Here is a 13,223-nt window from a genome sequence, read left to right as displayed (position 1 = left end):
GACATGACCGCCGTCGAACCCCTGGGCCAGGTCCGCCGCACCGGCGAGACCTATGAGCTGGTGTTCGAGCGCCGCCTCGCCCGGCCGATCGAGAAGGTCTGGGCGGCGCTGACCACGCCCGAGCGTCTCGCCGACTGGCTCGCCAACGCCGAGATCGAGCTGAAGGTGGGCGGCCGGCTCGAGCTCTATTGGGAGGCCCACGACTATCGGATGCGTGGGACGATCACGGAGCTCGATCCGCCCTATCTGATCGCCTGGACCTGGCCCGCCGACCAACATCCCGCCTCGGTGGTCCGTTGGGAACTGACGCCTGACGGCGACGGCTGCCGCCTGCGGCTCATTCAGAACAACCTGAATGGGCCCAGCCTGCTCGGCGTCGCCGGCGGCTGGCACACGCACCTGGAGTGCCTGCCGGGAGCCGCCGACGGGCTCAACACCCCCTGGCGCGCCGAGCGCGAGCGGGAGATCGCCAAGCTCTACGCCGACGTGGTCCCCGCCTGAGCGATGGCGGCCCAGACGCGCAAGGCCTGCAAGGTCTCGCGCACGTCGTGGACCCGCACCGCGGCCACGCCGGCCGCGGCGCCGGCCAGGGCGCCGGCGATGGAGCCGCCGAGACGCCGATCCGCCGCCGCGTCGTTGTCCAGGGCGCCGATGAAGCTCTTGCGGCTGACGCCCAGCAGGACCGGAAATCCCAGGGCCACGATCCGGTCGAGGCCGGCGATGAGCGGCAGGTTGTGGCGGATGCGGTGCTTGCCGAAGCCCACGCCGGGGTCGAGCCAGATGCGGTCCTGCGCTACGCCAGCGGCCATGGCCTCGGCGGCGCGCCTGGCCAGGAACGCGGCGACCTCCTCCACGACATCGTCGTAGTGCGGCTCGGCCTGCATGGTCCCGGGTTCGCCCTGCATGTGCATCAACACCACATCGCAGCCGAGCTCGGCGGCCACGGCCAGGCTGTCGGGCGATTGGCGGAGCGCCGTCACGTCGTTCCACATCGTCGCCCCGGCCTCGATGGCGGCGCGGGCCACGGCCGGCTTCACGGTGTCGATGGAGACCGGGATCGCGCTCTCGGCGCGGATCGCCCGGATCAGGGGGACGACACGCTCGATCTCGGCGGCCTCGGCCACCGGCTCCGCGCCCGGCCGGGTGGACTCCCCGCCCACGTCCAGCATGTCAGCGCCCTCGGAGATCAGCCTTCGCGCCTGGGCCAGCGCCGCCTCAGGCGCAGCGAACCGCCCGCCGTCGGAGAAGCTGTCCGGCGTGACGTTGATCACGCCCATCACTTTGACAGGCTGGGAGGCGGTGGGGATCATCGCTGCGCTGGATAACGAAAAAGGGCGGCCCCGTCGCCGGCGGCCGCCCCAATTCGCATCGTCTCTGGGCTGGAGCCTTACGCCGGCTCCGGCTTCGGCGAGATCGGCACCGCCACGGCGGGACCCATCGGCCGCTTGGCGTCGGCGTCCTCGCGGTTCGGGGCGACGCCCTTCAGCGCGCCGATGATCTCGTCGCCGCTCAGGGTCTCGTACTCGAGCAGGGCCTTGGCCAGGATGTGCAGGTCCTCGAGCTTCTCGGTCAGGATGCGCTTGGCCTCGTCGTAGCCGTTCTGCACCAGGCGCTTCACCTCGGCGTCGATGACGTTGGCGGTGTCTTCCGAGACGTTCTGGGTGCGCGACACCGAGTGGCCAAGGAAGACCTCTTCCTGATTGTCGCCGTAGGAGACCAGGCCCAGTTTGTCGGAGTAGCCCCAGCGCGTGACCATGTTGCGGGCCAGACCGGTGGCGGCCTGGATGTCGCTGGAGGCGCCAGACGTTACCTTGTCCTTGCCGAAGATCAGCTCCTCGGCGACGCGGCCGCCCATCATGATCGCCAGACGCGAGGTCATCTGCTCGAAGTTCATGGAGTAGCGGTCGCCTTCCGGCAGCTGCATCACCATGCCCAGAGCCCGACCGCGCGGGATGATCGTGGCCTTGTGCACCGGGTCCGCCGAGGGGACCGTCAGCGCCACCAGGGCGTGGCCGCCCTCGTGGTAGGCGGTGTTCTTCTTCTCTTCCTCGGTCATGACCATCGAGCGGCGCTCGGCGCCCATCATGACCTTGTCCTTGGCCTCTTCGAAGTCGCGCATGGTGACCATGCGGCGGTTCTTGCGCGCGGCCATCAGGGCGGCTTCGTTGACCAGGTTGGAAAGGTCGGCGCCCGAGAAGCCGGGGGTCCCGCGGGCGATGACCTTGGTCTCGACGTCGGCGGCCAGCGGCACGTTCTTCATGTGCACGCGCAGGATGCGCTCGCGGCCATTCACGTCCGGGTTCGGCACCACGACCTGGCGGTCGAAGCGGCCGGGACGCAGCAGCGCCGGGTCCAACACGTCGGGACGGTTGGTGGCGGCGATCAGGATGATGCCTTCGTTGGCCTCGAAGCCGTCCATCTCGACCAGCAGCTGGTTCAGCGTCTGCTCGCGCTCGTCATTGCCGCCGCCGAGGCCTGCGCCACGATGGCGGCCGACGGCGTCGATTTCGTCGATGAAGATGATGCAGGGGGCGTTCTTCTTGGCCTGCTCGAACATGTCGCGCACGCGGCTCGCGCCGACGCCCACGAACATTTCCACGAAGTCAGAGCCGGAGATGGTGAAGAACGGCACGCCGGCCTCGCCGGCGATGGCGCGGGCCAGCAGGGTCTTGCCGGTGCCGGGCGGGCCGATCAGCAGCGCGCCCTTGGGGATCTTGCCGCCCAGGCGCTGGAACTTCTGCGGGTCCTTCAGGAAGTCGACGATCTCGACGACCTCTTCCTTGGCCTCTTCGACGCCGGCCACATCATCGAAGGTGACTCGGTTCTTGTTCTCGGTCAGCAGGCGGGCCTTGGACTTGCCGAAGCCCATGGCGCCTCGGGCGCCGCCCTGCATCTGGCGCATGAAGAAGATCCAGACGCCGATCAAGAGCAGCACCGGCAGGCTCTGCAGGAGGAAGCCCACGAGCGTCATGCCGCCGGCGGCCTTCACCGAGATGTTGGCGCCCTGGCCTTCCAGCCGGCGCACCAGCTCGTCCTGGTTGTTCGGCGTCACCGCCGTGAAGGACTTGTTGGTGTTGTCGGTGACGATCACCTGGCTGCCGCGGATCTCCGCGGTCCGCACCTGGCCGGAGTTCACCTTGCTGAGCAGCTGGGAATAGGTGATCTCGCCGGCGTTGGCGCCCTTTTGGCCACCGCCGGTGACCATCGAATAGAGGCCGATCAGGACGACGACGATAACGCCCCAGATGGCTAGATTGCGCAGGTTCATTGGTATGGACCGCCTCGAAAAGGGCTTGGCGCCGAAACTCCCAAGATAGGAGCCTTGCCGCCGTTTCACCAGTTGGCCGGACGACGCGCGACCTAAGACCGCGCCTTCGCCGTAGTTACGACCCCAAATACGAAGGGCCGCGCCTGAGAGACGCGGCCCCTAGATAGGCATGACTTTACTGAATTAAGCGCTACCGAAGGCCCTTAAGAAACCCTACCGCGTCGGCGCAGGCTTCTTCGGCGCGGCGATCAGGCCTTCGCGCTGAGCGCGTTTGCGGGCCAGCTTACGCGCCCGGCGCACGGCTTCCGCCTTCTGGCGGGCGCGCTTTTCCGAGGGCTTTTCGTAATGGACGTGCCGCTTCATTTCGCGGAACGAGCCTTCGCGCTGCATCTTCTTCTTCAGCGCCTTCAAGGCTTGGTCGACGTTGTTGTCGCGGACGAAAATCTGAACCAGGGTTCTCTCTCCTGTTGATCGCTGGGCGCCCGGCCCCCTCAGTCCCGGCTAGGGGCGGCGGCGAGCGAACAAAAAGGCCTATTTTAGAACGATTTCGGGTCCCCAAGGCTTGTGGCCTTCGGGATTGAGCGCGGCGAGATATCAGAAGAGACCCTGGATGTCCACGCCGCACACGAGGGTTTTCGCCTTCGCGCCGAGGTGGCGTAAGAGAGCGACATGGCCCGATCCGCCTCCAAGCCCGCCCCTGAAGCCGCCAAGGCCGACTGGGCCGAGACCGCCGAACAGCAGGTGCTGGACGCCGCGCTGAAGATCGTCGCGCACGAGGGTTGGACCTCGCGGCTGGCCGTCATGGCCGGCAAGTCGTGCGGCCTTTCGGCGGGCGAGACTGAGCTGTTGCTGCCGCATGGCGCGGCTGATCTCGCCGCCCTGCTCTCCCGGCGGCACGACGCCGCGGCGATGACGGCCCTGGCCAAGATCGATCCGAAGACGCTGAAGATCCGCGAGCGCATCGCCCGCGGCGTGGAAGCCCGGCTGAACGCGGCCGACGCCGACGAGGCCGCCGTGCGCCGCCTGGCGGGCTTCCTGGCCCTGCCGCCGAACCTGACCCTTGGCGCGCGCCTGACATGGGAGAGCGCCGACGTCCTCTGGCGCTGGGCCGGCGACACCGCCACTGACGAGAACCACTATTCCAAGCGCGCGCTGCTGGCCGGCATCCTGACCGGCGCGCTCGCCGTGCGCCTGTCGTCAGGACCCGCCGCGGCGCTCGCCTTCACCGACCGGCGCATCGAAAACGTCATGGCCTTCGAGACCTGGAAGCGGACGACGAAGTTCAAGCCGTCAAAATTCCTCGACGAAGCAGCAGCGGCGATGGGTCGGATCAGGTATCGCTGAGGTCGTCCCTCCTCTTCAGGCGAGGGTGGACGAGGCGAAGCCTCCGACGGGTGGGGGCCTGCGGGGCCAGGGCTCCGATGTCCGCGCTTGAACGCGACTTCCCCGCCCTGGCCGCTTCGCGGCCTGTCCCTCCCCTCAGGAGGAGGGATGAGTCCTAGAGTGGTTTCACCCGGTTGATGTGGCCCATCTTGCGGCCAGGCCGGGCGCCACGTTTGCCATAAAGGTGGATGCGGGTCTCGGGCTCGGCGGCGTATTTCGCCCAGCCGTCAGCCTCGTCGCCCAGGAGGTTGAGCATCTCCACCTGGGCGATGGCGTGGGTGGGGCCCAGCGGCCAGCCGGCGACGGCGCGGATGTGCTGTTCGAACTGGTCGACCTCGCAACCGTCCTGAGTCCAGTGGCCGGTGTTGTGCACCCGGGGCGCGATCTCGTTCACCAGCAGCCGCCCGTCGGCCATCTCGAACAGCTCGATGCCGATGACGCCCACATAGTCGAGGCCGGCCAGGACGCGCGCGGCGATCCGTTCGGCCTGATCGACTATGGCCTGGCTGGCGCGGGCAGGGGCGATGGAGCGGCGCAGGACGCCATTCTCGTGGTGGTTCTCGGCCAAGGGGTAGACCGACGTCGCCCCGTCGCGACCGCGCGCGGCGATCACCGACAGCTCGCGCACGAAATCGGCGGCGGCCTCCAGGATCACCGGGGCGCCGCCCAGGGCCGCGAATTCCGCCGCGGCGTCAGCGGCGTGCTCTACCCACCGCTGGCCCTTGCCGTCGTAGCCCTCGCGCCGCGTCTTCATCAGCGCCGGGACGCCAACGCTGGCGGCCGCCTGGACGGCCTCCTCAGGCGTGCCGGCAGGCGCGAAGGCGACGGTCGGCGCGCCGTGGGCGTTGAGGAAGCTCTTCTCCTCGAACCGGTCCTGGGCGACGGCCAGCGCGCGGGCGCCGGGAGCGACCTCGATCCCGCGCTCGGCCAGCCAGGCCACGGAATCCGCCGGCACGTTTTCGAATTCGTAGGTGACGAGACCCGTCGCGGCGGCCAGCTCAGCCAGCGCCGCCTCGTCCGTATAGTCGCCGACGATCAGCTTCACCGCCACACGGCCGGCGGGACTGTCGGCCTCGCGCTCCAGCACCACCACGTCGAAGCCCAGGCGCGCGGCGGCCAGCGCCAGCATGCGGCCGAGCTGGCCGCCGCCGAGGATGCCGATGGTCGAACCGGGCGCTAGCGGGTTCACGCGTCCTCGACGGTCTCGGGGATGCTGTCGGTCTGGCTGACGGTGAAAGCCGCCAGCCGCTTGGCGATGGCCTCGTCGGACAGCGCCAGGATCTTGGCCGCCATCAGGCCGGCGTTCTTGGCTCCGGCCTCGCCAATGGCGAGCGTTCCCACCGGGATGCCGGCCGGCATCTGGACGATGGAGAGCAGGCTATCCATCCCCTTCAGCGCCTTCGTCTCGATCGGCACGCCCAGCACCGGCAGCTCGGTCAGGGAGGCGGTCATGCCGGGCAGGTGCGCGGCGCCGCCGGCCGCGGCGATGATCACCTTGAAGCCCGCCGCCTTGGCGCCCTTGGCGAAGGCGTACATCCGATCCGGCGTGCGGTGGGCGGACACCACCTTGGCCTCATAGGCCACGCCGAGGGCGTCGAGCATCTCGGCGGCGTGGCGCAGGATCGGCCAGTCGGATCGGCTGCCCATAATGATGGCGACGGGCGCTGACGCGGCGCTCATGTCGATCCGACCCCCATATACGAAGGCGGCGGAGTATAGGCGCCGACTTTGCAGGGGCAACCAAGGACAGCTAGATTCACCAAATCGTCTGCTGCGTTCTTGATTCCACCGTCCGCTCGGGAAATTGGCCATGAAGATCACCGGCGCACGCAACGAGCCCTTCTCGGCCATGAGGCGCCGCGCCCTGGCTCAGGCCGGCGCCCAGGTGCGCCCCTCGATCCCTGTTGATTCCGCAGAGTTTCTGGGCATCTCCGAGGTGGAAATGACGCCCGCGGTCAAGGCCGCGATCCAGGCCCTGATGAGCGAGATCGACGACCTGCGCGGCGAAGTCGGCCGCCTGAAGGGCCGACTGGCGGAGACGGAAGAACTTGCCGACCGCGACGCGCTGACGCCGCTTTTGAACCGCCGGGCGTTCGTGCGCGAGCTCGGCCGCATCCGCACCTTCGCCCAGCGCTACGGCTCGCCAGCCAGCCTGGTCTACATCGACCTCGACGATCTGAAGGGCGTCAACGACCGCCTGGGCCACGCCGCCGGCGACGCGGCGCTGAAGGCGGTGGCCGACCGCTTGCTGTCCCAACTGCGCGAAAGCGACATCGTGGGTCGCATGGGCGGCGACGAGTTCGCCGTGATCCTGGCCCAGGCCGATCAGGCGACCGCCGAGGCCAAGGCCGCCGCGCTGGCCCGCGCCGTCGAAGCCGAGCCCCTGCAATTCGGCGAGTGGTCGGCGCCCCTGCACATTTCGTGGGGCGTGCGCGAGATCACCCAGGACCTCGAGCCCGAAGGCCTTGTGGCCGATGCGGACGCGGCCATGTTCGCCCGCAAGCGGGAGCGGAAGAGCGCCTAGAGTTCCTCCCCTTCGGGGGAGGCGGCCCGATGGGCCGGAAGGGGCTTCTGCTCAAACCCAGGAGCCCCCCCCTCAGTCAGCTTCGCTGACAGCTCCCCCGACGGGGAGCAACTGGTTCACGCAATGATGTCCGGGTTCAGCTGGTCCTCGATGCGGGCGATCTCGTCCTTCAGGGCCAGCTTGCGACGCTTCAGCCGGGCGACCAGCAGCATGTCGGGGAGCGGCGACAGCGAGATCGCCTGCACCGCGGCGTCGAGATCGGCATGCTCCTGACGAAGCTCGGTGAGCCTCGCGTTCAGGGCGGCTTCGGAAAGGTCGTCGTTCATGGGCGCGCGAGGTTCTAGCCCAAGGCCGCGGCGAGCGCAGCCAGCGCGTTGGCGGGCGCAGGCGTTCCCCAGGCGCCCGAGGCGGCTTCCAGGGCGGCCAGGGCGTGGGCGCCGCCGTGCTCGCCGGTCATGGCTTCCAGCGCCTCCATCAGCACCCGCTCGGTGCGCAACTCCACGGCCTTCACCTCCTCGCGCAGGCGCACCCGCTCGCCGTCGTCCACTCCGTCGAAGGCCGGCTTCAGCGCGCGGCGCAGGTTGCGGATCGGGACCAGCGCCAGCGCCTCCCAACGATGCGCCAGGTCGGCGGCGCGGGCCAGCACGTCCGGATCGGCGGCCTCCGCCCAGACGGCCCACAGCAGGAACGAGGTGTTCTGGCCGTGGTCGTCCTGCAGCGAAAGACAAGCTTCGGGCGCGCCAGGCCGGGCGTAGGCCTTCAGCGTCCAGTCCCACAGCGACATGCTTCAGCTCTCCGCCTGCAGCGGCCCGACGTCCCGGCCCCACCGCTTAACCGGCGTCCATGACAGTCCGAAGAGATCGAGGGCGCGTCCCACCGACTGATCGACCATGGCCTCTAGGTTGGCGGGCCGGGCGTAGAAGGCCGGCATCGGCGGCGCGATCACCGCGCCCATCTCGGCCAACCGCACCAGGGTGCGCAGATGACCCAGATGCAGCGGCGTCTCGCGCACCATCAGCACCAGCGGCCGCCGCTCCTTGAGGGTCACGTCGGCGGCGCGGCTCAGGAGCGACGAGGTCACCCCGGTGGCGATCTCGCTCATGGTCCTGACCGAACAGGGCGCCACGATCATGCCGAGCGTCTTGAACGAGCCTGAGGCGACGGACGCGCCGATGTCGGAGACCTTGTGCGCCACGTCGGCCTTGGCGCTGACGTCGGCGGGCGAGAGCGCGGTCTCTTGCGACAGCGTGAGCGCCGCGGCCTTGCTCATCACCAAGTGGGATTCAATCCCCAGTTCGCGGCAGGCGTCGAGCGCGCGCAGGCCGTAGACGATCCCCGAGGCGCCGGAAATCCCCACCACCAGCCTTGGTTTCTCGGCCCCCGGCATAAAATCGCCCCTAACGCGCGAACGGCGGCCTTCGTCTCAGCTGCGCCGGCTGCAAACATATGTGATCTGACAGCCGCGCATAGCGGGTGTTCACTGGCCTCTCCAACAGCAAGGAGGTCACTCGTCATGGCGTTGGAAGCCCGGATCCGCGAACTCGGATCCCGTCACCAGTCCCTTGAAAACGCGATTCAGGACGAACTGAGCAGGCCCGCCGCAGACGACATCCGACTGAAAGAACTTAAGCGACAGAAGCTGAAGCTGAAGGAAGAAATGGAAGCCCTGCGCGAGCAGATTCACTAGCGCTTCCTGGGACGATCCCTCCCTAACCGGGAGAGCAGACGCCAACGGTGCGTTGGCAAGGGTGGGAGGTCCCGCAAGGACGCTCCCACCCGTTCTGTGCGCGCTAGTCCTCGTCGTCCTCGTGATCGTGATCCTCGAAGACCGAGGCGGCGGTATGCTCGTGGTGATCGTCCTCGGGCTCCTCATCGGCGATCACGCCGGTCTCGGAGGCCGGCATCAGGGTCGGGCCTTCCGGCTCGACGATGCCTTTGCGCTTGTCGTCGCGGGCCTTCTTCTCGGCGGCCTTCTTGACCACCGCGTCCAGCTCCATCTGGGTCGAGAGGCCCAGCGTCACCGGATCGACCGGCTTGATGTTGGCCGAGTTCCAGTGGGTGCGGTTGCGAACCTGGTCGATGGTCGCCTTGGTGGTGCCGAGGATGCGGGCGAGCTGGGCGTCGGCCACTTCCGGATGGTTGCGCAGGAACCAGGCGATGGCGTCCGGGCGATCCTGGCGGCGCGACACAGGCGTGTAGCGCGGGGCCTTCTTCTGCGGCTTCAGATATTCCGCGTGGCGGCTCTTGAGCGCCACCAGCTTGTGCTTGGCGTTCTTCTCGGCGAGGTCGAGCTCTTCGCGGCTCAGCTGGCCGTTGGCGATCGGGTCGGCGCCGCGTATATCGCGCGCCACTTCGCCGTCGGCGATGCCCTTCACTTCGAGCGGGTGCAGGCCGCAGAACTCGGCGATCTGTTCGAAGGTGAGGGAGGTGTTGTCGACCAGCCAGACAGCAGTCGCCTTCGGCATCAGGACATCGGTGCTCATGGTGTTATCTTTTCGCGTCTTTTCCGTGGGTCGGAAATGAAGGCGCCCGGCCTTTCGGCCGGGCGGTGAGGGGCGATCTATAGGCCCGATCAGCGGTTTGGGAAACTTAGATTGTCGCCGCGCCGCGCGCGGCGCGCACGCTGGGGCGGTCCGGCCGCTTCGCCCGACGGCCGCCGCCCGCTAGAGCGGTTCGCGTCCCAGGATGCGGAGACCATAGCCGCCGGACCCCGGCAGGACGGTCTGGGACGAGGTCAGCAGCTTCATGTCGCGCACCCCCAGGTCGATGAGGATCTGGGCGCCGACGCCATAGTCGCGCAGCACGTTCTCGGTCTGGCTGGCCTCCGGCTGGCCGTAGCGTTCCGAGAGCCAGGCCGGGTTGCTGTCGCGGATGAACACCGCAGCGCCGGCGCCGTCATAGGCGGCGATGGCGGCCAGCGCCCGCGGCACATAGTCCCGCCGGGCCTCCACATGGCCCAGCATGTCGGCGGCCATGTCGACGCGGTGCATGCGCACCAGGGTCGGCTTGTCGGGATCGATCTTGCCCTTGGTCAGGACCACATGCTCGGTGCCGTCGAGGATGTTGCGGTAGATCACCATCCGGAAGCGGCCGCCGTAGGAGGAATCGAACGGCGTCTCCAGCACCCGCTCCACTTGCCGCTCGGTGCGGCGGCGGTAGGCGATCAGGTCGGCGATGGCTCCGATCTTCAGGCCGTGCAGCTGGGCGAAGGCGACCAGATCGGGAAGCCGGGCCATCGACCCGTCATCCTTCATGATCTCGCAGATCACGCCCGCCGGGTTCAGGCCCGCCATGCGGCTGATGTCGACGGCGGCCTCGGTGTGGCCGGCGCGGACCAGAACGCCGCCATCCTTCGCCACCAGCGGGAAGATGTGGCCAGGCGAGACGATGTCATCCGGGCCCTTCGTCGGATCCACGGCGACGGCGATGGTGTGGGCCCGGTCGTGGGCAGAGATGCCGGTGGTCACCCCCTCGCGCGCCTCGATGGAGACGGTGAAGGCCGTACCGTGGCCCGACTGGTTGTCGCTGGCCATGGGCGGCAGGCGCAAGGCCCGGGCGCGCTCGGCGGTGATGGAGAGGCAGATCAGGCCGCGGGCGTGCTTGGCCATGAAGTTGATCTGCTCGGGTGTGGCGAACTGGGCGGGGATGATGACATCGCCCTCGTTCTCCCGGTCCTCGGCGTCCACCAGGATGTAGGGCCGCCCGTTGCGGGCGTCCTCGATGATGTCCTCGATCGGCGAGATGGCCGAGGAGAAGGCGTCGGGATCGGGCGGGACGGGACCGGCCCCTACGTCCTTGGCGGACGGCACGAGGTACGGGCGCTTCATCTGTCGGCTCCCTGCAGTTGGGCGCGGCGCATCTGGGCGAACTCCATCACCTGGTCGGCGACCGTGGCGATCTGGCCGGCGTCCCGGGTCTCAAGGCATTCGCCCGACGCGTCGAACAGGTTAGCCGCGCTGAGCGCAGCCCCATAGGGCGTCGGCCAGCCCCGCATGGCATGTATGATGCCGCGCACCGCCATCAAGGTGGCGCCGCCGGCCTGAGGGCCCGCCGCGGTCACAATGACGCCCACCGGCAGGCCGTGAAAATAGGGGCGTTCGTCGCGGCTGGTCAGCTCCAGGGTGTCGAGCGCGTTCTTCACGACCCCCGACAGCGAGCCGTGATAGCCGGGCGTCGCCAGGATGATCCCGTCGGCGTCGCGCACCGCCTGGGCGAGCTCCGCCTGCTCGGCGCTGGGACCGGCCGGTCCGGGGTTGAAATGCGGCAGGCGCTCGAGGAACTCCCCACTGAACAGCCGCGTGCGCGCGCCGCCCGCCTCCGCCTGGCGCAGCGCCAAAATCAGCGCCCGCTCGGTGGCGGAGCCTGCGCGCGGCGTGCCGCCTATTCCCACGATGAGGGGGCCGCTCATGCGCTCTCCGTCTGCGGTGCGAACACCTTCTTGAGCTCGGTCTTGACGATCTTGCCGTTGGCGTTGCGGGGCAGCATTTCCGGCCAGAAGACCACCTTCACGGGAACCTTGAAACCCGCGAGCCGCGCGCGGACGAAATTGCGCAGCTCGGCCTCGGTGGCGGTCTGGCCGGGCTTCAGGTGCACCACCGCGCCGGGCTCCTCGCCCAGGGTCTTGTGCGGAATGCCGACGATCGCCGCGTCCATCACCGCCGGATGCTCATAGAGGGCGTTCTCCACCTCCACGCAGTAGATGTTCTCGCCGCCGCGGATCAGCATGTCCTTGGCCCGGTCGATGATGAACAGGAAGCCCTCCTCGTCGATCCGCGCCAGGTCGCCCGTGCGCAGCCAGCCGTCGACGAAGGTCTCCGCCGTCGCCTGCGGCTTGTTCCAGTAGCCCTTCACCACCTGCGGGCCCTTGCACCACAGCTCGCCGACTGCGCCCACCGGCAGGATCGTCGCGCCATCGGCCGGATCGCGGATCTGCATCTCCCCCACCGGCGCGGCCGGCCCGGCGCTATCCGGCCGGTTCTCGTAATCCTTACCCAGGTGCGAGGTGAAGGTGGCGGTGGTTTCGGTCATGCCCCAGCCGTTGCCGGGCTGCGAGCCGGGGAACGTCTCGGCGATCTTGCGAACCAGCTCCGGCGCCGAGGGCGCGCCGCCATAGGTCACCGCCACCAGGGACGAAAGGTCGTACTTGCTGCGCGCGGGATGCTCGATCAGCTGCCAGGCGATGGTCGGCACGCCGCCGGTGGAGGAGACCTTCTCGCGCTCGATCAGCCGCATGGCGGGCTCGGCGTCCCAGCGGCGCATCAACACGATCTTGCCGCCGGCGTTCATGGTCGGGCCGAGCGTCGCCGACAGGCCCGTGGCGTGGAAGAACGGCACCACCAAGAGCGTCACCCGCTGCGGCAGCTTGTGCGGGTCGCTCTCCGGCAGGGGCTCGCCGGCGCGGACGAAGTTGCGCACCGCTGAAATGCCGCCCGCGCCGACGTTGGAGGTCATGTTGCGGTGGGTGCCGAGCGCGCCCTTGGGCTTTCCGGTGGTGCCGGAGGTGTAGAGGATGGTGGCGTCGTCGTCGGGACCCATGTCCACGTCGGGCAGCGGCCGGCCGGGCAGATCCTTCCAGCCGTTCACCGAGCCGATGACGTCTTCCAGGCGTGCGAGCTTGGGGTGCGACAACGCTTCGGTCGCCCTCGAAACATAGACGCGGCCCAGCTCGCCCAGGCTGTCGAGGTATTCGGAAACCCGGCCCAGCCGCTCATCGTCGACGATGGCGACCTTGGTCCCGGAATCCGCCAGGCCGTACTCCAGCTCCGGTCCGGTCCACCAGGCGTTCAGCGGGGTGACGATGGCGCCCGCGAGGATGCCCGCGAAAAAGGCCACCGGCCATTCCGGCAGGTTGCGCATGATCACCGCCACCCGGTCGCCCTTCCGGACGCCGTCGACCTGCAGCTGATGGGCCAGCGTGATCGTGGCGCGGGCGAAGGCCTCGTAGGTGGCGCGGTCTTCGTCGTAGACGAGGAACTCGCGGTCAGGGAATCCGCGCGCGTTCTTGAACACCTCGCGCAGGGTCGGCGGCGCGTTCTTCCAGACCCTGGT

The 13,223-nt window shown here is 68.8% G+C and carries 16 protein-coding genes; 4 read left to right on the top strand and 12 right to left on the bottom strand.

The features are described 5' to 3' along the window. The first annotated feature begins 3 nt into the window (after positions 1-3). Positions 4-501 carry an SRPBCC family protein gene (locus E8A12_RS06220; RefSeq protein WP_293367033.1) on the top strand — a complete coding sequence of 166 codons (498 nt, stop codon included), beginning with the start codon at positions 4-6 and terminating at the stop codon, positions 499-501. Here E8A12_RS06220 and folP read toward each other — a convergent pair. From folP to rpsU, 3 genes are all read right to left on the bottom strand, one after another. After that, entirely contained in the window at positions 477-1,310 is an 834-nt protein-coding gene (folP, locus tag E8A12_RS06215) for a dihydropteroate synthase (protein ID WP_293367031.1), read from the bottom strand. The genes E8A12_RS06220 and folP overlap by 25 nt on opposite strands. 77 nt (positions 1,311-1,387) lie before the next feature. Further along, the gene (gene ftsH, locus E8A12_RS06210; RefSeq protein ID WP_293367029.1) at positions 1,388-3,268 is read right to left on the bottom strand and encodes an ATP-dependent zinc metalloprotease FtsH; all 1,881 of its coding nucleotides are present in this window, start codon (positions 3,266-3,268) and stop codon (positions 1,388-1,390) included. Between the two features lie 213 nt (positions 3,269-3,481). Next, positions 3,482-3,721: a 30S ribosomal protein S21 gene (gene rpsU, locus E8A12_RS06205; RefSeq protein WP_293367078.1), complete on the bottom strand. Its 240-nt coding sequence runs from the start codon at positions 3,719-3,721 to the stop codon at positions 3,482-3,484. A gap of 216 nt (positions 3,722-3,937) precedes the next feature. Between rpsU and E8A12_RS06200 the strand changes: the two genes are divergently transcribed. Next, positions 3,938-4,612, top strand: coding sequence for a COQ9 family protein (locus E8A12_RS06200; RefSeq protein ID WP_293367027.1), 675 nt, complete (start codon positions 3,938-3,940; stop codon positions 4,610-4,612). Positions 4,613-4,766: 154 nt separating this feature from the next. Here E8A12_RS06200 and E8A12_RS06195 read toward each other — a convergent pair whose 3' ends face one another. Together E8A12_RS06195 and purE are read right to left on the bottom strand one after the other, a co-directional pair. Then, positions 4,767-5,840, bottom strand: a complete 1,074-nt coding sequence (locus E8A12_RS06195; protein ID WP_293367026.1) for a 5-(carboxyamino)imidazole ribonucleotide synthase — start codon at positions 5,838-5,840, stop codon at positions 4,767-4,769. Further along, positions 5,837-6,331, bottom strand: coding sequence for a 5-(carboxyamino)imidazole ribonucleotide mutase (gene purE, locus E8A12_RS06190; protein ID WP_293367024.1), 495 nt, complete (start codon positions 6,329-6,331; stop codon positions 5,837-5,839). The genes E8A12_RS06195 and purE overlap by 4 nt, the downstream gene beginning before the upstream one ends. Before the next feature lie 130 nt (positions 6,332-6,461). Between purE and E8A12_RS06185 the strand changes: the two genes are divergently transcribed. Continuing rightward, entirely contained in the window at positions 6,462-7,175 is a 714-nt protein-coding gene (locus E8A12_RS06185; RefSeq protein ID WP_293367023.1) for a GGDEF domain-containing protein, read from the top strand. A gap of 116 nt (positions 7,176-7,291) precedes the next feature. On the opposite strand, the gene E8A12_RS06180 is transcribed toward E8A12_RS06185, so the two are convergent. Genes E8A12_RS06180 through E8A12_RS06170 form a run of 3 tightly spaced genes read right to left on the bottom strand, consistent with a single transcriptional unit; the run spans position 7,292 to position 8,562 of the window. Beyond that, positions 7,292-7,501, bottom strand: coding sequence for a DUF465 domain-containing protein (locus E8A12_RS06180; protein WP_293367021.1), 210 nt, complete (start codon positions 7,499-7,501; stop codon positions 7,292-7,294). Between the two features lie 14 nt (positions 7,502-7,515). After that, entirely contained in the window at positions 7,516-7,959 is a 444-nt protein-coding gene (locus E8A12_RS06175) for a TIGR02444 family protein (protein ID WP_293367019.1), read from the bottom strand. 3 nt (positions 7,960-7,962) lie between these two features. After that, entirely contained in the window at positions 7,963-8,562 is a 600-nt protein-coding gene (locus E8A12_RS06170) for a UbiX family flavin prenyltransferase (protein ID WP_293367017.1), read from the bottom strand. Between the two features lie 126 nt (positions 8,563-8,688). On the opposite strand from E8A12_RS06170, the gene E8A12_RS06165 reads away from it, so the two are divergent. Then, positions 8,689-8,862, top strand: coding sequence for a DUF465 domain-containing protein (locus E8A12_RS06165; protein WP_293367016.1), 174 nt, complete (start codon positions 8,689-8,691; stop codon positions 8,860-8,862). 103 nt (positions 8,863-8,965) lie between these two features. On the opposite strand, the gene E8A12_RS06160 is transcribed toward E8A12_RS06165, so the two are convergent. The 4 genes from E8A12_RS06160 to E8A12_RS06145 form a co-directional block, all read right to left on the bottom strand. Beyond that, positions 8,966-9,658: a cell cycle transcriptional regulator TrcR gene (locus tag E8A12_RS06160; RefSeq protein ID WP_293367014.1), complete on the bottom strand. Its 693-nt coding sequence runs from the start codon at positions 9,656-9,658 to the stop codon at positions 8,966-8,968. Positions 9,659-9,838: 180 nt separating this feature from the next. Further along, positions 9,839-11,002: a 3,4-dihydroxy-2-butanone-4-phosphate synthase gene (gene ribB / locus E8A12_RS06155; RefSeq protein WP_293367012.1), complete on the bottom strand. Its 1,164-nt coding sequence runs from the start codon at positions 11,000-11,002 to the stop codon at positions 9,839-9,841. Then, positions 10,999-11,583 carry an NAD(P)H-dependent oxidoreductase gene (locus E8A12_RS06150; protein WP_293367010.1) on the bottom strand — a complete coding sequence of 195 codons (585 nt, stop codon included), beginning with the start codon at positions 11,581-11,583 and terminating at the stop codon, positions 10,999-11,001. The genes ribB and E8A12_RS06150 overlap by 4 nt, the downstream gene beginning before the upstream one ends. Then, the coding region (locus E8A12_RS06145) for a class I adenylate-forming enzyme family protein (protein ID WP_293367009.1) at positions 11,580-13,223 on the bottom strand (1,644 nt) is incomplete at its 5' end. The genes E8A12_RS06145 and E8A12_RS06150, both read right to left, overlap by 4 nt.

The sequence above is a fragment of the Phenylobacterium sp. genome (assembly GCF_004799395.1).
GTDB lineage: Bacteria > Pseudomonadota > Alphaproteobacteria > Caulobacterales > Caulobacteraceae > Phenylobacterium.
This window is presented reverse-complemented; position numbering and strand designations above follow the sequence as displayed.

Bases quoted from the DNA above. Each gene is read 5' to 3' on its own strand.
- purE (WP_293367024.1), bottom strand. From the start codon at position 6,331: ATGAGCGCCGCGTCAGCGCCCGTCGCCATCATTATGGGCAGCCGATCC.
- ftsH (WP_293367029.1), bottom strand. From the start codon at position 3,268: ATGAACCTGCGCAATCTAGCCATCTGGGGCGTTATCGTCGTCGTCCTG.
- E8A12_RS06150 (WP_293367010.1), bottom strand. From the start codon at position 11,583: ATGAGCGGCCCCCTCATCGTGGGAATAGGCGGCACGCCGCGCGCAGGC.
- E8A12_RS06200 (WP_293367027.1), top strand. From the start codon at position 3,938: ATGGCCCGATCCGCCTCCAAGCCCGCCCCTGAAGCCGCCAAGGCCGAC.
- E8A12_RS06220 (WP_293367033.1), top strand. From the start codon at position 4: ATGACCGCCGTCGAACCCCTGGGCCAGGTCCGCCGCACCGGCGAGACC.
- E8A12_RS06180 (WP_293367021.1), bottom strand. From the start codon at position 7,501: ATGAACGACGACCTTTCCGAAGCCGCCCTGAACGCGAGGCTCACCGAG.
- folP (WP_293367031.1), bottom strand. From the start codon at position 1,310: ATGATCCCCACCGCCTCCCAGCCTGTCAAAGTGATGGGCGTGATCAAC.
- E8A12_RS06175 (WP_293367019.1), bottom strand. From the start codon at position 7,959: ATGTCGCTGTGGGACTGGACGCTGAAGGCCTACGCCCGGCCTGGCGCG.
- ribB (WP_293367012.1), bottom strand. From the start codon at position 11,002: ATGAAGCGCCCGTACCTCGTGCCGTCCGCCAAGGACGTAGGGGCCGGT.
- E8A12_RS06165 (WP_293367016.1), top strand. From the start codon at position 8,689: ATGGCGTTGGAAGCCCGGATCCGCGAACTCGGATCCCGTCACCAGTCC.
- E8A12_RS06185 (WP_293367023.1), top strand. From the start codon at position 6,462: ATGAAGATCACCGGCGCACGCAACGAGCCCTTCTCGGCCATGAGGCGC.
- E8A12_RS06160 (WP_293367014.1), bottom strand. From the start codon at position 9,658: ATGAGCACCGATGTCCTGATGCCGAAGGCGACTGCTGTCTGGCTGGTC.
- E8A12_RS06170 (WP_293367017.1), bottom strand. From the start codon at position 8,562: ATGCCGGGGGCCGAGAAACCAAGGCTGGTGGTGGGGATTTCCGGCGCC.